The organism is Nostoc sp. (assembly GCF_036919675.1).
GTDB lineage: Bacteria > Cyanobacteriota > Cyanobacteriia > Cyanobacteriales > Nostocaceae > Nostoc.
This window is the reverse complement of sequence record NZ_JBALCP010000050.1, coordinates 135,769-152,820: the sequence shown is the minus strand read 5'-3', so window position 1 is coordinate 152,820 and position 17,052 is coordinate 135,769. Positions and strand designations below refer to the sequence as shown.

Annotated in this window: 19 protein-coding genes; 14 read left to right on the top strand and 5 right to left on the bottom strand. The window is 41.8% G+C overall.

Annotation, left to right across the window (positions count from 1 at the left end; translation table 11 throughout):
- Positions 1–327: 327 nt before the first annotated feature.
- The gene (locus tag V7K49_RS09955; RefSeq protein WP_335205418.1) at positions 328–2,406 is read right to left on the bottom strand and encodes a dynamin family protein; all 2,079 of its coding nucleotides are present in this window, start codon (positions 2,404–2,406) and stop codon (positions 328–330) included.
- A 16-nt stretch (positions 2,407–2,422) separates the two neighbouring features.
- Positions 2,423–2,743: a DUF3040 domain-containing protein gene (locus V7K49_RS09950; RefSeq protein ID WP_334866709.1), complete on the bottom strand. Its 321-nt coding sequence runs from the start codon at positions 2,741–2,743 to the stop codon at positions 2,423–2,425.
- Between the two features lie 278 nt (positions 2,744–3,021).
- Between V7K49_RS09950 and V7K49_RS09945 the strand changes: the two genes are divergently transcribed.
- The 4 genes from V7K49_RS09945 (at position 3,022) to V7K49_RS09930 (ending at position 6,361) form a co-directional block, all read left to right on the top strand.
- Positions 3,022–3,606 (top strand): Uma2 family endonuclease, encoded by a 585-nt coding sequence (locus tag V7K49_RS09945; RefSeq protein ID WP_334866707.1) that lies wholly within the window; start codon positions 3,022–3,024, stop codon positions 3,604–3,606.
- A 91-nt stretch (positions 3,607–3,697) separates the two neighbouring features.
- On the top strand, positions 3,698–4,672 hold the full coding sequence (locus tag V7K49_RS09940) for a cysteine synthase A (RefSeq protein ID WP_334866705.1): 975 nt from the start codon (positions 3,698–3,700) through the stop codon (positions 4,670–4,672).
- A gap of 267 nt (positions 4,673–4,939) precedes the next feature.
- Positions 4,940–5,278: a (2Fe-2S) ferredoxin domain-containing protein gene (locus V7K49_RS09935; protein WP_335205417.1), complete on the top strand. Its 339-nt coding sequence runs from the start codon at positions 4,940–4,942 to the stop codon at positions 5,276–5,278.
- 48 nt (positions 5,279–5,326) lie between these two features.
- Positions 5,327–6,361 carry a DUF5331 domain-containing protein gene (locus V7K49_RS09930; protein ID WP_335205416.1) on the top strand — a complete coding sequence of 345 codons (1,035 nt, stop codon included), beginning with the start codon at positions 5,327–5,329 and terminating at the stop codon, positions 6,359–6,361.
- A gap of 5 nt (positions 6,362–6,366) precedes the next feature.
- Here V7K49_RS09930 and ygfZ read toward each other — a convergent pair whose 3' ends face one another.
- Entirely contained in the window at positions 6,367–7,362 is a 996-nt protein-coding gene (gene ygfZ, locus V7K49_RS09925; protein ID WP_335205415.1) for a CAF17-like 4Fe-4S cluster assembly/insertion protein YgfZ, read from the bottom strand.
- A gap of 317 nt (positions 7,363–7,679) precedes the next feature.
- Between ygfZ and V7K49_RS09920 the strand changes: the two genes are divergently transcribed.
- Together V7K49_RS09920 and V7K49_RS09915 are read left to right on the top strand one after the other, a co-directional pair.
- Positions 7,680–8,531: a toll/interleukin-1 receptor domain-containing protein gene (locus tag V7K49_RS09920; protein ID WP_335205414.1), complete on the top strand. Its 852-nt coding sequence runs from the start codon at positions 7,680–7,682 to the stop codon at positions 8,529–8,531.
- A gap of 437 nt (positions 8,532–8,968) precedes the next feature.
- On the top strand, positions 8,969–9,103 hold the full coding sequence (locus tag V7K49_RS09915) for a hypothetical protein (protein WP_334866694.1): 135 nt from the start codon (positions 8,969–8,971) through the stop codon (positions 9,101–9,103).
- On the opposite strand, the gene V7K49_RS09910 is transcribed toward V7K49_RS09915, so the two are convergent.
- Entirely contained in the window at positions 9,100–9,750 is a 651-nt protein-coding gene (locus V7K49_RS09910; protein ID WP_335205413.1) for a Uma2 family endonuclease, read from the bottom strand. The genes V7K49_RS09915 and V7K49_RS09910 overlap by 4 nt on opposite strands.
- Positions 9,751–10,011: 261 nt before the next feature.
- Here V7K49_RS09910 and V7K49_RS09905 point away from each other — a divergent pair, with 261 nt between their 5' ends.
- The 3 genes from V7K49_RS09905 to V7K49_RS09895 all read left to right on the top strand — a co-directional run bounded on the left by V7K49_RS09905 (position 10,012) and on the right by V7K49_RS09895 (position 11,355).
- A complete protein-coding gene (locus V7K49_RS09905; RefSeq protein WP_335205412.1) occupies positions 10,012–10,254 on the top strand; it encodes an AbrB/MazE/SpoVT family DNA-binding domain-containing protein in 243 nt (80 codons plus the stop codon).
- Entirely contained in the window at positions 10,248–10,691 is a 444-nt protein-coding gene (locus V7K49_RS09900; protein WP_335205411.1) for a type II toxin-antitoxin system PemK/MazF family toxin, read from the top strand. Before V7K49_RS09905 ends, V7K49_RS09900 begins: the two co-directional genes overlap by 7 nt.
- A gap of 325 nt (positions 10,692–11,016) precedes the next feature.
- Positions 11,017–11,355 carry a hypothetical protein gene (locus V7K49_RS09895; RefSeq protein ID WP_335205410.1) on the top strand — a complete coding sequence of 113 codons (339 nt, stop codon included), beginning with the start codon at positions 11,017–11,019 and terminating at the stop codon, positions 11,353–11,355.
- A gap of 304 nt (positions 11,356–11,659) precedes the next feature.
- Here V7K49_RS09895 and V7K49_RS09890 read toward each other — a convergent pair whose 3' ends face one another.
- A complete protein-coding gene (locus tag V7K49_RS09890; RefSeq protein ID WP_335205409.1) occupies positions 11,660–13,708 on the bottom strand; it encodes an elongation factor G in 2,049 nt (682 codons plus the stop codon).
- A gap of 267 nt (positions 13,709–13,975) precedes the next feature.
- Here V7K49_RS09890 and V7K49_RS09885 point away from each other — a divergent pair, with 267 nt between their 5' ends.
- From V7K49_RS09885 to V7K49_RS09865, 5 genes are all read left to right on the top strand, one after another.
- Positions 13,976–14,896 (top strand): tetratricopeptide repeat protein, encoded by a 921-nt coding sequence (locus V7K49_RS09885; RefSeq protein WP_335205408.1) that lies wholly within the window; start codon positions 13,976–13,978, stop codon positions 14,894–14,896.
- An 89-nt stretch (positions 14,897–14,985) separates the two neighbouring features.
- Positions 14,986–15,534: a phosphate-starvation-inducible PsiE family protein gene (locus tag V7K49_RS09880; protein WP_335205407.1), complete on the top strand. Its 549-nt coding sequence runs from the start codon at positions 14,986–14,988 to the stop codon at positions 15,532–15,534.
- A 194-nt stretch (positions 15,535–15,728) separates the two neighbouring features.
- The gene (locus V7K49_RS09875) at positions 15,729–15,974 is read left to right on the top strand and encodes a hypothetical protein (protein ID WP_335205406.1); all 246 of its coding nucleotides are present in this window, start codon (positions 15,729–15,731) and stop codon (positions 15,972–15,974) included.
- A 208-nt stretch (positions 15,975–16,182) separates the two neighbouring features.
- A complete protein-coding gene (locus tag V7K49_RS09870) occupies positions 16,183–16,596 on the top strand; it encodes a (R)-mandelonitrile lyase (RefSeq protein ID WP_335205405.1) in 414 nt (137 codons plus the stop codon).
- A gap of 116 nt (positions 16,597–16,712) precedes the next feature.
- A complete protein-coding gene (locus tag V7K49_RS09865; protein WP_335205404.1) occupies positions 16,713–16,940 on the top strand; it encodes a carboxymuconolactone decarboxylase family protein in 228 nt (75 codons plus the stop codon).
- The last annotated feature ends 112 nt before the right edge of the window (positions 16,941–17,052 follow it).

The following is a 17,052-nucleotide window of genomic DNA, read 5'->3' as shown; positions in this document are numbered from 1 at the left end:
TTCATTGTTGAGTAAGAATTGATTTCTTCCTCTATTTTCATTGATTCTGCCACTCTTCAATAGTTCATCTGTTCTAGCAAAGTTGACATGCTCCCTGCGGTTAATTTATTTTTACAAATGATTTAGGACTGCTATAAGCATAATTAAACATACAATAAAATCCTAGTTCGTAGTGAGCGAATCATCGCTCATAACAAAGTTTATCAGGACTAAAACCCTTACTACAAACTTTAATTTATTTACGTTTTGCTATTTATGGTTATGGGAGGCAGAGCCTCCCAGTAGGCATTCCCAGCCAGTAGCTGGGAACGAGAGTAATGAGATATATTAGCTATAGAAAGCTAATAAGTTGCTATAAGCTGCCTCAATTTTTTGCAACTGAGCTATTACATTTTCCTGTAAATCTTTTAAACGTTTGAACTCACTCTCACGATTTATCTCGTGGGTTTCTTTCTGCTTGACTAAATTATCTAATTCAGATTTGCGAGATACAATATCATCGTTAATCCGCTTACTCACTTCTCTTTCGTAAGAATCAAAACACTCTTTCACGGCATTGTATACAACTTGAGATTGCTCATGTGCCACTTGGGGTAAATGTTTAACTAACTCTTTTTTAGCAGTTTTAACTAACTCTTTACGCGCTTGATCTGCTTGCAAAAATCCTACTCCCAAACCTAGCAGTGCAAACCCGATAGGCCCAAGAAAAATACCTGTCACTGCGGTAATTATCCCACCAACACCAATTACAGTGAAGTAGTTTAACAAGATATTTTTCCAATCAAATCCGGCTCCAGCTAGTGCGAAACCAGCAAGATTTCCGTTAGATAGTGATAACAATCCCATTGCCCATTTTGCCCAGCCAGGAGAGTTATCATCTTCAGTAGTAGTGGTATTTACCTTTACGTCTTGTCCGGTGAGTTTTTCTGTAATTTGATCTGTGACTTGACTGTAAGATGCGCCATATTGTGCAGCGCTGCGAGAAAGTTCTCTAAAAGCTGCATTGATATCTTTTTCAGCAGTTAATGTCCAAGCAGCAGATTTATCAGTGATATATTGCTCAAAGGCTTTTTGCAGTGCGGTGTTAAATGCTTCTCGTTTACCACTACTGAGAAAATCAAATAAATTTAATTCTGGCTGATAGCGTAAGAAATCGGTTTCAAAGGTATTACCTAAGTTTAAAACGTAGCTACGAAAAGATTCCGAAATTGTTCTTGCTTGAGTGTCTCTTGTATTGATAATTTCTTTTTGGAATTCATCTCGGATACCTGTGAGTTTGTTAAACTCAGGTTCTACTGAATCGATCCGTTTTTTCAATTCATTTACATCTTGGTCAAGTAATGGTATACGTCTAGCAACTGCTTCGCGGGTATGATTGCAGGCAAGTCTTGCTAAGGTTCTGACTTGACGGAGTTCTGCGATCGCCCGTTCTCTGGTAAGAAAAGTATTAAGCGAATCCATAAACTTTGGAAAGCCAGTCCCCTCTAAATCAGCTTGGGGATTTTTCAATCGTCGTCTGAGTGCTTGAATTGACGAAAGCTCAAATACGCGTTCGTCATAAATATTCTGACCTTCTACAGTACAATATTCTGCTAAATTCGCGTTAAATACTTGCCGCAATCTCTCCTCAGATCCTTTTAACTCCTCTACATCATCAGGATCAATCAATGATTCCCGCACCTGATCCCAAGCATTAACTAAGAAGAAAACCGTCAATCCTCGACCTTTGATATAATTTTCTAGGTAGCGACGCTCACCCAAAGTACAAGGTTGAGAAGCTCTCATTACAAATAGAATTGCATGGCAGTTATTTACATAACCCAAAGATAATTCGTTTCGCGCTTCTGTATCATTCAATCCTGGACTATCGACAATTTCAATTCCCTTTTCTAGTAGCGTTAAGGGATACTCAACTACTGCATAATCAACATCTGGAAATGCTTGTTTTTTCTCCTGCTCTAGTTTTTTAGCTTCAGTTGGATCAATGGTATATTTATATTTAAAGTTTTGAAAATCTAGCTGTTGCGGACTTTTTCCATCATTAAAATGAATGGTGACTTTCTTTTCTGGCCCATAGCGTAAAACTGTTAACACTGCGGTACAAGGGTTAACATCACTCGGTAGTAAATTTTCTCCAATTAAGGCGTTAAGAAAGGTGCTTTTTCCCCGTTTCATATCGCCCAAAACTAAAAGGCGAAATACACCTTGACGGAGGTTTTTACTAGCTACTGTAATATCTTCAATATCTCGCTCTAAACTGAGTTTTCCTGATGAAGAGTCTCCAGCCAACTCAGCTTTATTAATTGTTTCAGCCAGTTTACTCAAACACACAGAAATCTCAGAGCGCACTTGAGCAACACGCTCTAAATCTTGGATAAATCTGTCAGTTGTTACCTGCTCAATCATAATAGTTACACCTTTATTAAAGATTGCTTTTTTTAGATTCAAAAAATAATTTGTAAGACATCCACCCTAGCGCTGCAACAATAATAAACCCAGCCACCAGTGAGGCTATTTTCACTGCAACCAGCCCTACCACACCAAGAGCAAACAGCTTCCCACCGAAAATCACTTTTTTCATCCAAGGTTCCTGGGAATTTTCTGGCTGATGCTTCACAGTTTCATGCAAAGCTGCATCGGAAGCATACATTTTAGCTTCCATTTCCTGGAGCCGCAAATCAACTTCTCGTTGTATACGTTGCCGGTGTTCAAGTTCTTTTTGGCGATCGCTTTCAGATGTCATCGTGTCCACCCCATCTAAGACAATGAAATGATATCAGCATTTATTCATCAATTATGCTGTATAGTAGCTTACTTAAATATTTCAAATCCCCAGTAATATTACTACTGTAATTTTCATTGCCTGGTAAACTTAAGCTAGAGTTAGATCCCCCAAAATGCACTTGCTTTCCGGAAATTTGTGGCGAAAACGAATATTACCGGATCACCAAAAGAATGACTTGCGTGAGAATAAGAAATAAAAGCCAGTCGGGTAGACAGCAAAACCTGGAGGAAATCATCATGCTTTCATCCCCTTTAGTTGTACAAATTCCCCCCTCAATGCAAATGACAGACGAACAGTTTTTTGACTTTTGTCAGGTTAATCGTGACTTACGCATTGAGCGGAATCAATTTGGAGAAATATCAATTATGCCCCCCACTGGTGGAAAAACAGGTAATCGTAACTTCAGCATCGCTGGTCAATTATATGTTTGGGCAGAAAAAGACGGGACAGGTGTTTGTTTTGACTCCAGCACCGGATTTAAGCTATCAACAGGTGCAGATAGATCGCCGGATGTCTCATGGATGAAATTAGAACGTTGGAATAGTTTGTCAGCAGAACAGCAAGAGAAATTCGTGCCACTCTGTCCAGATTTTGTAGTTGAACTGAGGTCGCTTTCTGATAACCTCAAACCCTTGAAGGAGAAAATGCAGGAATATATCAGGGAGCCAGGAATACAGCTAGGCTTGTTAATTGACCGCAAGCATCGCCGAGTCTATATTTATCGTCCTGGTGTGCCAGAGGAATGTTTAGAAAATCCCGCGACTGTCAGCGGTGAATTGGTATTACCTGGGTTTGTTTTGAACATGAGTAAAGTTTGGTAGTGTCAAAACAGGATTTTAGCTAAAGAAGCTGTAAATCACGCCACTACTATAAGCCAAAATTTTTATAGATACTCACACAGGTACAGTCAAAATGGATATTAAAAATGGCTTCGTCGGCGCTGTTGGTAATACACCTCTGATTCGCTTAAACAGCTTCAGCGAAGAAACAGGATGTGAAATCCTTGGTAAAGCAGAATTCCTCAATCCTGGCGGTTCCGTCAAAGACCGCGCCGCACTTTACATCATCGAAGATGCCGAAGAGAGAGGTTTACTCAAACCCGGTGGCACCGTTGTAGAAGGAACCGCTGGTAATACTGGCATTGGACTAGCACATATTTGCAACGCCAAAGGCTACAAATGCCTAATTATTATTCCCGATACTCAGTCACAAGAAAAAATAGACGCACTAACAGCACTAGGAGCAGAAGTCCGTCCCATCCCCGCTGTACCCTACAAAGACCCGAACAACTACGTCAAGCTATCTGGCAGAGTTGCTGCTGAGTTAGAAAATGCCATTTGGGCGAATCAGTTTGATAACTTAGCCAACCGCCGCGCCCACTACGAAACCACAGGGCCAGAAATTTGGACGCAGACAGATGGTAAAATAGATGCGTGGACGGCTGCAACTGGTACTGGTGGTACTTTTGCTGGTGTGGCATTGTACTTGAAAGAACAAAATCCGGTGATTAAATGCGTTGTTGCTGATCCGCTGGGTAGTGGACTTTATAGCTATATCAAAACCGGCGAAATTAACATAGAAGGAAATTCCATCACCGAAGGCATTGGTAATGGTCGTGTCACAGGCAATATGGAAGGCGCACCTGCTGATGATGCTATCCAAATCGATGACAAAGAAGCTTTGCGGGTAGTTTACCAACTGCTGAGGAAAGATGGGCTGTTAATGGGCGGTTCAACAGGTATTAATGTTGGTGCCGCTGTTGCCCTAGCGAAGCAGTTGGGGCCAGGACATACCATTGTCACCATCTTATGTGATAGTGGTTCCCGGTATCAGTCGCGGATATTCAACCCTGAATGGCTAGCTTCAAAAGGACTTTCAATAGATTAGTTATAGGGCATTGGGCACTTGTACTGATAAGCTGTCGCGTATTTTATTTGCACAACTAGGGCGGGCAAGATGCCCACCCCACAAGAGATTTATTTTTTGGAGGATGCAAATTAAAAGATTTTTAGCTTACTTCGGCTACGCTCAGTAACCAGCGGCATCAAAGTATTGGTTATTAATTATTCTCCTTTGCCCCTCTGCTCCCCTGCTTCTTTTCTATCCCGCTTATCCTCCTGTGTATCCTCTGCGTCTGGAGCGGTTCGTTAAAAAATGTCAAACATAACTCAACCATCAAACTTCCCGATAATAGACCAACCCTCTTCTGCTAAATGTGTACAGGTTTGTCAAAATCGCACCTGCAAAAAGCAAGGTGCCCTCAAGGTTTTAGCAGCTTTTATGGCTTTGCCAATCCCTGGTGTAACGGTAACGGCTAGCAGCTGTTTGGGACAATGTGGCAATGGGCCGATGGTGCTGATATTACCCGATATGGTCTGGTATAGCGGAGTTCAACCGGATGAAGTATCTTTACTGATAGAAGAGCATTTACTCGGTGGTCAAAGAGTTGAACAGATGCTCTATTATCGGTTTCATCCCCAGAAATCAAATTAATTAACAATATCAAGCTCTGTAATCTTGTTGACTGAAGTGAGGCATCCAATGAATATCCAGCAGCTGCGTCAATCCTTAAAACAAAAGTGGCTGATTTACTACGAGCAAAATATTCCCTGGCTGGTCAAAATCGGAATTTGGGGGACTTACGATGGTCTGCGGCGTCCTTTGTCCGGTTTTATTTTGGCAACATTGTCTGTTTTGGAACCCCAGTTTGATGAAATACTTTCTTTTATGCTGGATCTGAATAACGATCCAGATAAAATAGTCGCCGCTTTAGGTCTTAACTTCAATCCTGATCAAGAGTTACGTTTAATAAAATCAGAACATTCTATGGCTAGCAGCCAAGTTGAAAGCGAGTTGCCACATGAAAAGCATTCTGAGGATCAACATGTGTCATCGGTTGTAACTGCCAGCCAGATTGCACCTCATTCTCCTGCCAAGACTCTAGACTTCAACTTGCCACGTGCCGATCAACTTGTGCCATCATTTACAGCTACCACTGAGGTAGTTCAGACAAGCAAACCTGAGTTGATAGCTGCATTTGCTACTAAAATTGCTCCTGATATTCCAGTAAAAACGCCATCCTCCAGTTTCATAAACGAATATCAACCAGCGCGATCGCACTCTGGTAAGTTATCTTCAGAAGCATCGCTGACAATGACCAATGAGGCTAACAGCAAAGCCAAAACTATGCCATCTGTGGCATTAGCTAGCGAGGTTAAGAGCAACGACAAAACAGTGCGTAGCAGCAAAGCAGCTTGTCGTCAGACATCGCCCAAGGGGTGGCTCCCTGTAGGCGCATTGCTGGCAACTACCATTGAGATTTGTAGTAACCGCAAACCAGTGCGTAGCAGCAAAGCAGCTTGTCGTCAGATATCGCCCAAGGGGCGGCTCCCTTCAGGAGCATCGCTAGCAATTACTACCGAGGTTAAGAGCAACGGCAAACATCCGAATATCCAACCACAACACGTTAAAAGCAAAGTGAATTTAATCCCAACCACTAATGCCCGTAGTCTAGCTTCTTGGGTAGATGAATTCTGTTACGGCACTCAGGATAAAGAGAAAGATATTTTGATTTGAATTGCTTATGGGTATTCCTGAGAAACAAACGGGATTTCTACTACTTCACCTTCAGTTTCTCCCACTTTGACTTTCAAGCCCACGCCACCAGCTTTAGTGCGAATGTAACCTAGTCCAAAATAACCATCAGCAGTTTCTGTGTAACTGGTAAGTTTGCCGACCTTTTCATCTCCAACTGCGATCGCACTTCCAACTGACGCCGGGGCACTGAGGCGGATACCCAAAAGGTGTTGTTTTACACCTTTGTATGTGTTTAACCGAGCGATGGTTTCTTGCCCAATATAGCAACCTTTATTAAAAGAAATTGTTTGCCACAAACCAACTTCCAGAGGATTGTAATCATCTGTGAGTTCAGCATCTGGGGCGGGGCGGCCTTGTAAGATTCGCAAGGCATCCCAAGCGCGATCGCTCATCTCTACCGCCCCAGCTTCTAACAATTTGTTCCACACCGTTGCTTTGTCAGTATAGGGGAAAGTTAAGGTGTATCCGGGAGCCGCTAACCCACTGCCCACAGCAATCCGCACTCCCTCAGCGGGAGCAATAGTGTATACTTTGTGACTACCGTAAGGTTGCCCGATGAGTTCACCAATACCCAACTTTTCTAAAACAGCGTCGCTTCCTGGGCCAATGAGGCTGAAGGTGTTGGTGTATTGTGTGATATCAGATAATTCCACCTTATCTGCAAAGAAAATATATTTATCCAGCCATTCCATGAGAAATTGGCGGCGGTTGGGTGAAACCAGCAAGATTACCGCATCTTCTCTAACGTAGGCAGTTGCTAAATCAATTGTTCTGGCTGTGGAAGTGACGAAAACCGTGTCACAACCTTGTCCTGGCTTAAGTATTTGGAAATTGTTAGTACTTTGGTTGTGTAAAAAGTTAAGGCGATCGTCGCCAGACACTTTGATGCGTCCCCAGCCAGAGCGATCGCATATAGCAACCCCAACTCTGGCGGCTTGGATAGCTGCTGCGTCTTTACTGTCGATTGTAGATGTTGGCATGGTGATCAGAAGTTGCCCTGTTTCAATGTTGTCGCACTGAAAATCTTAGCAAATAAGCGTTTGCGGCTTCAATGCACATCCTCAGCACAACAAGGTAGTGAGCTAAGGCATCAATCATCACTTTTGTCTTTGTCATGCCATTCTGCTTGGCATAACCCATTGCCTCTGTTCAAGCTCTAGCGGAATTCTAATACTAAATTGAGGTGAGGTGAAGTCATACTGTAAATTTCACTGCATAATCTTAGTATGGCAGTGTCATTTTCGTACAACATAAAAAAATACGTTTTTTTACTGTGTAGTACTGCAAATTATTAATTATGGTCAAAAAATACCATGTTGCATTGTCTTTTGCAAGTGAAAATCGAGAATATGTTCGAGCAGTTGCAATTAATCTTCAAGCTGCTGGTATCAAAGTTTTCTATGACGAATTTGAACAGGTTAATCTTTGGGGCAAGAACTTGTATGTTCATTTAGATGAAATTTATCGTAATGAAGCACATTTTTGTGTCATGTTTATTTCTAAACATTATTTAAGGAAAAATTGGACTAATCACGAAAGAGAAAGCGCTCAGGCTCGTGCATTCAAAAGAGAAGAAGATTATCTTTTACCTGCCAAGTTTGATGATACAGAAATTCCAGGGCTTCTTCCAACAATTGGTTATATTAATTTACAAAAAATTACACCTGAAAAATTTGGACAGATTATTATTCAGAAGCTTATAAATGCAAACTTAAATACTTTAACTTCTACTAAGAATGTACCCAAAGCTAGGGTTATAGCAGATAGTATCGAAACACCGAATATTGATAAACCCAAGCCTGACCAAAAAACTATTATCGCACGTAACAACTCATTAAATGATGCTAACAAACCAAAATCAAAAACCAAAAGTGTAAATTTTACTCTTGAAGGAATTAGTCAATTATCTAACGATAAACCGATAGGTTATAAAATTTTAACTAAAGGAGGCAAAAATAATTATACAGGAGTAGCGAAGAAAGGAGAAATTTATATAACAATTCAGAAACATTTACAACCAGGGAGAAACCGTGTTCCAGGATGCAAGGTCAAAATTGAGCGAATGAGTACTATTCAAGAAGCACAGGATAAGGCAGACAGAATTATAAAGATAAGTAAGCCTAAGTATAATAAATCAATAAAATATTAGTCAACTGCGATTGTGCCTCGTCATCGAGAAATTACTATTGGTACGCTGGGCAGTATTTTACGACAAGCTGGGATAAGTTTAGAAGAGTTTGAGGTTTTGTAAGGGCGGCATAGGAGTCAACCAATTTTGGATTTTGGATTGACGATAGCGTAGCGTTAGCGAGTTATCGAGCGTCTTTTGGATTGACCCCGACCACGTTAGCGTAGCGGGACGTTCGCGTTAGCGTCTCGCAGAGAAGTACGGGTACGGGGCTTGACGATAATGGAATTGACGATTTTGGAATTGTTCCGCCCACGCTTGGACGGGGCATGAACCAAAACTAGCAAATAATGTATAGACAGCACAAAATTAAAATTTTGTCAAGCAAAATTCGTAAGCAAATTTATGTTTGCGATGCCTACGGTGGTCACTGAACGGCTGGTGAGCGCAGTCGAACCATGCCGAAGTGCGGGCTGCGCCAACGCGCCGGATTTGATTTGGCTATAGACTACACTCGTGAAGCAGTTCCGCCCCTTGGAGAAGTTTATTCAGCTTGGATGAGCGAGTTGTTAAAAGAGCAAGGCTTACATTAAGTTGGGTTGATTTCCTTTCTTACCCATTGACGAAATGCTCTAAGCGTTGGACTTCTACCTAAAGTTCGGCTCTGTTCAACAAACCGGGGAATAACTTCAACAATGGGAAAGTTGGGAAAAGTTGAACTAATTTCAGACTCAATATATTTGCCATCCTGAAGAATATTAATTTGTAGCTTCCTATCTTCATATCGCCAAAGTTCAGGAACTCCTAATACTTCGTAAGCATCCAGTTGAGTTTTGGAAGTAACATCAACTTCAATTGCAAGGTCAGGTGGCGGATCAACTTTTAAGTCTATTCGCTCTTTACCAATCATCCGAGCATGATTTTGAATGTAGAAAGAGTCATCAGGCTCTACACCCAAAGCCATATCTTCACGTTTAAGGGTGGTTGAGCCAAATGTCTCACAGTCAATCTCTAACTCCTCCAGCAGAATTTTCACCAAATCCCCAATGATCACTTTGGCTTTTTCATGCTTCGGTAACGGTATTCTCATCTCCAAAGTTCCCTGGCTGTAAGCCAATCGAGCGGCTCGATGGTCGCCAAGTTCTTCTAAAATTGCCTCAAATTCTTGCCAGCTAACATCGTGGAGTATTACTCTATGTCCCGGCGGAACACTTAATTGTTGTAATTGAAGTGTTACCATTACTTACCATTGAAATTTAAAATTGAGCTTGTAAAAGCCAGCATTAAACTATCGTAGCTCCATGAGGTTGAAATCCAAACCAAAAAAAGGGGGATGGGAGAAATGCGATCGCACACCCCACGTACAAAGGGGTATTGACACCTGTCATTTTAATTTGTATCTTTAAAGTATATACGTCAGACAATAACTATTAAGAGCATTTTGCTGCTTCATGTTGAAGTTTAGGCGTGTGGCTCTCTAACAAAACATTTGGAGATGGCTATGACGCCAGTTGTTGCTAAATGGGGAAACAGTTTAGCTGTTCGGATTCCCAGATCGATTGCTGAACAAGCACACGTAACTGAAGGGACAGGTATAAGTTTTAGTGTGGAAGGTAATAGTATTGTAATTACACCACAAAAAAGAAAAAAATACACACTTGAGGAGTTGCTTGAAGATATGACTCCTGATAATTTTCATTCGGAATTTGACACAGGAAACGCTGTGGGGAATGAAGATTGGTAGTTAATCCCTACTTCCCCGATAGAGGAGATATCGTCAAATTAGAGTTCGGCTCTGCACAACAGTTCACGGCTGATTCGATTCGACGTGCATTTATCCTTCATGCGTCAGGAATGTCATTCGATGATATTGCTAGAACATTAAATAATGAACTACAACAACTTGGGCGTGAGCAAATTGGCTACCGCCCTGTTCTTGTTATATCTCCAATTAAATACAATCGAATGGCTTCTTTGGTTTTAGTGTGTCTCATCACTAGCAATTCAAAAGGACTTAATTTTGAAGTTCCACTTGTTGAAGAAATGCAAACAAAAGGAGTTGTGTTAGCAGACCAAATTAAAACATTAGATTGGAGAGCTAGAAAGGTAAAATTTGTTGAAAGTATTGCACAAGATTTATTAGAAGAAGTACAGGCAAAGCTGGAAACATTAGTTTTATAAAATATGATTGTGCATTGCTGTTATTGTGCCGGTAAGTGCGATCGCTAATTGGTTACTCGACAAGAAAATAGCGCTCGCACTCCACAACTGACTAATGTAACGATATGTGTAAAAACGAAGTTTTGTTACTTTAGTGATATTTCAGGGAAAACTATAATATAACTGTAGCTTCTCTATTATAACTATAACAAGATTGAGAAACATTTATGGATTTAAATGGATTAATTTGGACTAAAAACGTAAAACCTATAGATGGTGTTAAGTTTGGGTGATTTTTCCTAATAATTGGTAAATTTAAACCGTAGGGGAATTATACATAATTTTTATGTCGATAGCGAATGTTCTCGCAGAGTTTGAGAGTAATGAAGTTATCCTTAACAGAGATATTTTTGCTAGATATAGTTTTAATGATCAAGGTACTTCCCTTTATTACTATATCTATGGTGAAGGCTCTCAAGTATATGATGCTGGTCTAAAATTGGATTTTTTTCCAGGTAAAGTCCGTTTCACTAACTTTAAAAAGCCCCATCCAGTAGAGAAGTATAAACCATACTTCGATAAATTCATTGCCGGATATTCTTGTAGCTACGATGATATAGAGCAAAGTTTTGCATCATCAAGCTCGACAACAATAGAGATGTTAAATATGATGGCACAACATTAGATGATACCACTGGAAAAATTTATAAATACTCTATTGCTTGCCTATTATTTACTGTGGGATGCTGAAGATGATGGCTGGATTGATGGTTCTTTATGGGAAGGTGGAGATTTCAGAGGGTCTTTGCCTTCACCAAAACGTTGATAAAGTTGTAATTTTTTATTATAACGTCAAGTGGCTGCTTTAAGCTTTAGCTGTTAGTAAGGTCATTATTTGCCCTATTTCTCTCTGCGCCTCTGCATGAGACAAAAAAACTAAGGACACTCACAAGGAGCGTCCCTAAACATAACTACACCCAAATCCAAAATTACTTGCCGTTACCGTTACCACCATTACCATTGCTGTGAATCACACGTTCAGCAAGTTTTTCCGGCACTTCCTGGAGATGGTCATATTCCCAATGGAAGGAAGCAACGCCAAGGGTGAGCGATCGCAGCTCTACAATAAAGTTTTGCATCTCTGCTTGTGGCAAATATGCAGAGACATTATCCCAGCCTTGCCAATCGTTTTTACCCTCATAGCCTAAAATTTGCCCCCGTCTACCACTCAACAGTTGCAGCACTTTGGAGGTAAATTCGCTAGGTGTGGTAACATCCACCCGCAGAATTGGTTCTAACAGTGTAGGTTCCGCTTGGGGTATCCCCGTTTGCATTGCCAATCGAGCAGCTTGCTTAAAGGCTTGTTCGGAACTGTCAACGTTGTGATACGAACCATTAGTCAGAGTTACCGCCAAATCGACTATTGGGAAGCCCAAAGGCCCATGTGTCAGAAATTCCCGCACGCCCATTTCCACCCCAGGAATGTACTGTTTGGGAACCACGCCGCCGACAATGGTTTCATTGAAGTTGAAACCTGTACCGCGTGGTAAAGGCTTGATGTCGAGAAAAACATCACCAAACTGTCCGTGACCACCGCTTTGGTGCTTGTAGCGCCCATGAACTGAAGCTACCGTTTTGCGGATGGTTTCTTTGTAAGGCACTTGCGGTAAGTGGGTTGTCATTGGCAAGTTATATTTGCGGCGCAGTCTGTCTAGGGTGACTTGCAAATGAATCTCACCTTGACCCCACAAGATAACTTCGTGGGTATCGCCGTGTTGTTCCCAAGCAAGTGAGCAGTCTTCTTCCAATAACTTGGTAATGGCACCGCTGAGTTTAACTTCATCGTTGCGCTTTTCTGGTGTGATAGCCAGAGCATACACTGGTTCCAACTGTACAGCTTTGGGTAATTCTATTGCAGACTGCTGTTCTATAGAGATTGTATCCCCTGTCTTGATTCCTTCTAAACGGCTCAATGCGACAATTTCACCAGCATTAACTTGGTTAACAAACTGCTGTTGTTGTCCCATGAGGCGGTAAATTCCACCAGTCCGAATCCCATTGAGGACAATACCATCAGTTAATTTGCCCCGCCAAACACGCACCAGAGAGAGTTTGCCACCTTGGGGAGTGTAGTAAGTTTTTAATACCTGTGCTAAGGCTGTATCACCTTTTAAGTTTTTTAAGCGACGTTCTGCTGTGGTTTCTGGTTCGGGGGCTTCCTTTAACAAGGCTTCTAATAGAGGTCTAACACCATAATCTTGTTCTGCCACACCAAAGAAAACGGGCACTACCAAATCTGCCCCTAATTCCATTTTTAAATCTTTGAGGATTTCCTCTTGGGGTGGCTCAATGTCTTCTAAAAGTTCTTCGAGTAAATGGTCGTCAAAATTTGCTAGGGCTTCGAGCATTTCTGCTCGTGCTATATGTTCTTCTTCTTTTAAGCTTTCGGGAAAGGGGATGGGATCAGCAGGTGCGCCTGGATGATATTTATATGCCTGTTCACTCACCATATCAATAAAGCCGGTGAGTTGTTCCCCGTTCATGATCGGATATTGATGCGCTACCAGGGGACGGCTAGATACTGCTTTCAGGGCGTGTAACGTTTCCAAAACGTGAATATTTGCCCGATCCATTTTGTTTACAAAGACAAGATGGGGAATTTCCCAATCGTCTAGGAATTTAAATAGAGGGGCAAGGGTGAGGACTCGATCGCGTATGGGTTCGCAAACTACAATTGCTGCATCCACTCCGATTAAAGCATTGTACGTTTCTTGGGCAAATTCTACGCTTCCCGGACAGTCTATAAAAGTGAAGCGAATGCCGCTATACTCAGTGCTAGCAGCGCTGACTTCTACACTCATGTGGCGATCGCGCGACTCGGCAGCACTATCTCCCACTGTATTGCTGTCCTTAACACTCCCTTTGCGGGAAATTGCCCCTGTGACAAATAACAAGCTTTCTAGTAAAGTGGTTTTTCCACTTAAATAAGGCCCGACGATTGCAACATTCCGCGAACCCGATTTTACTTTTTCGTTCATAAAACCCCCCTTGCGGTAAGTCTTTCCTAACCGCATTATTCTGCTGTATATATCAGGGATAAAAAATTGTTCTCTGGAGTCAAAATTACCCCTTCTTTAATTTGTTATTATCCTTCTTTTAATCGAAACTTCAAAAAATTGTAGCCTGTCGTAAGATTTAGCTTAAGAAAAGTTAACTATCACAAACTTTCATAGCAAATTAAAAATTTTTGTAAAAAACTTCTGATGAAGTAAATTTAACTGAAAGTGTTGCAAGTCAGGAAATCAATGGGATTATCATTATCTAAATATCGCATAGCAGGGTTAGTAAGTTTGATACTGGTTGTTAGCATTGCTTCACCTTCTCTTTCTTTATCTCCTCCTGTCCCCTCAAAGCTGGCACAATCTAATGGTAAAACTGCCATAGACTGGTTAAACCAAGGTTTACAGGCAATTCAGGCGGGAAGGGTACAAGATGCGATCGCAGCTTTTAAACAAGCAGCCCAATTAGATCCGACATTAGCACCAGCGCACTATAATTTAGGGCTAGCACTCCGACAAAAGGGACAATTACAACCCTCTGCGGATGCATTTTATCGAGCGACGCAAGCCGATCCCAAATTTGCTCCTGCTTTTGCTAATTTAGGTGGTGCGTTGTTAGAAGGTAATAATTTAAAGTTAGCTAACGATTATTTGCAACGCGCGTTAGAACTTGATCCCAAACTAGGATTTGCCCACTATAACTTGGGGTTGGTACGAGAACAACAACGAGATTTTGAGCGAGCGATCGCATCTTTTAAAAAAGCCATAGAATATAGCAAAAATGCACCAGAACCTCCTTATCATATGGGGATGTGTTATCTCCAACAAGGTAAACTTGAGCAAGCAAAAAATGCCTTTAATCAGGCAGTAAAAATTAATCTCAAGTATCCAGAAGCCTACTACAATCTCGGTTCAATTTTGTTTCAGCAAGGCAAATTACAAGAGGCATTAGAAGCTTTTAGAAAATCAGCCGAAGCTAATTCCAACTATCCCAACGCTTATTATGGTGCAGGGTTAGTTTTTATGCAGCTACAGCAATATAGAGATGCAGTACAAGTATTCCAATTTGCCAGAGATTTATACAATGCTCAGGGTAACCCTCCGTGGGCAAAAAATGCCGGGCAATTGTTGCAACAGGCACAAAATTTAAATTACCAACCTCGCTGAAGCGTAAAAGCTTAATATTGCATAACATAAAACTATTGGGTTGACTCGCTGGTGTTGTCTTAACTTGTCCCGATTGGAATGAAACGTACATGCAAAAGCGCCAGAAAAGTCGATTTTTATTTTCCGATCGCTGGCTTGATCGGCACTCAATTGTTCGCAACATGGAAGCCTTCCAAGACTTAATTGTGATTGTCTTGTGTTTAGCTTTGTTTGCCGTCATGCTGATGCAATTGTGGGGGCTATTTATCGCCATTACGCAGCAACTGGATTATAAACATGTGACTGCAAAAATCCTATTTGTGTTGATTTTGGTCGAGTTATTTCGACTGTTAATGGTCTACTTGCAAGAACATAGTATCTCTGTGGGGGTAGCAGTTGAGGTAACAATTGTATCTCTACTGCGAGAAGTAGTAGTTCAGGGAGCGCTGGAAATTTCTTGGGTTAATACAGCTGCAATTTGTGGTTTGTTGTTTGTTTTGGGTGGGCTACTTGTGGTCTGTGCTAAAACGCCACACATGGATTGTATGAGCGCTAATACTAAGTTGTGCCCGATTGTGCATAGAGGAGATAGGGAACGGCAAAATGAGTTGGAATTCCAGTATTCACGTCAATGTGATGAGAATCAACCGCTTGGATAAATTGTTATGAAAATGGGGAGTGGGAAGTGGGGAGTGGCGAAAAAGTATTTCCCCACTCTTTTGTGTGAAGCTGTATCAGGAAATTATTTTTGCAAGGTACTTCCGACGTATTGAAATATACTCTTTTTGGAAGATGAATCGCTCTTTAAGGGTGAGTAAAGTGTTAATTAGAAATCCTAAAAGAGGTTCAAGCAATGGCTACAAATACAGGTAACGGACAATCTCAAACAGCGATTAGCGACTTGGATTATGATTTTGTCACCGTTTTGCAGAACAAGCCTGAAGCCGTTAAAGCTTACGATACCTACATCAAAGATGCAGAAAAAGTAGGTTCTCAACCTTGTGTAGAGTTGTTCCAAAAATTACGGCAATCTGATATTGAACACGCACAAGAGATTCGCCAACATCCACAACAAGTGCTGCAACACGGTAAGATGTAACCCAGGTTTTGAAGTGCGTAGGCGTAGTCTAATCAAGGTTTGAGGCTTTATTTTTTAATATAAATTCAAAAAGGTAGCCAAAGCCTGGAAAGTGAAGTCTCGTAAGCCTTGCAGCGATTGATTTTTCCAAGAGTGATGGAAGAGGGATATATCGCTAATTTAAAAATAAACTACGGCTATCCAGTAAGTGAAATAAAAGAGAAATAACATGCAAACGATCAAGCGAAGCGGATCGCAGACGTCACAGAAAGGGCTAGAAGAATATTTCACCGGCAATGTGCGTATTGATCCATTATTCAGCGCTTCGGAGCCAGCCCGTGTTTCCGGCGGCTTGGTGACATTCGAGCCGGGCGCGCGCTCGGCTTGGCACACTCATCCCTTGGGCCAAAATTTGATTGTGGTATCCGGCTGCGGCTGGACGCAGTGCTGGGGCGGGCCGAAACGGGAAATCCGTGCTGGTGACGTTATTAGTTGCCCGCCGGGGCATAAGCACTGGCATGGGGCAACAGCCACTACTGGCATGAGCCATATCGCCATTCAGGAGGCGCTCAATGGCAAGGCTGTCGATTGGCTGGAAAAGGTTACTGATGAACAATATATGTCGGCAGTACAGCCAGATTAATACCACAACAGAAGGAAACAAATTATGTCCGATCAACCTACCCCCGCATAAAAAACATTTGGCGATATTGCCCCAGCGTTCGCTGACTACAGCGACAAGGTGCTGTTTGGCGATGTATGGGAGCGTCCGGGGCTTTCCCCTCGCGAAGCCTAATCACGGTAGCCAGCCTTATCTTGCTCTACCGTACAAATGAGTTGCCTTTTCACCTTAAGAAAGCACTGGAGAACGGCATCAGCCGCGATGAACTGGCCGAGGTGATTACGCATCTTGCCTTTTATGCAGGTTGGCCGACAGCAAGTTTAGCCGTGGCTGCGCGGCACATGTTTGAGGAAGCTGATGTGTAAATGATTGACGAAGATACTTTTAGGATGAAAGGAAAAGAATATGCAAAAATGCTTGCCTCTGAAAAAGCGGTTTGGAAGTTTCGGCCATCGGGCTTGGCTGCATGAGCGTGAG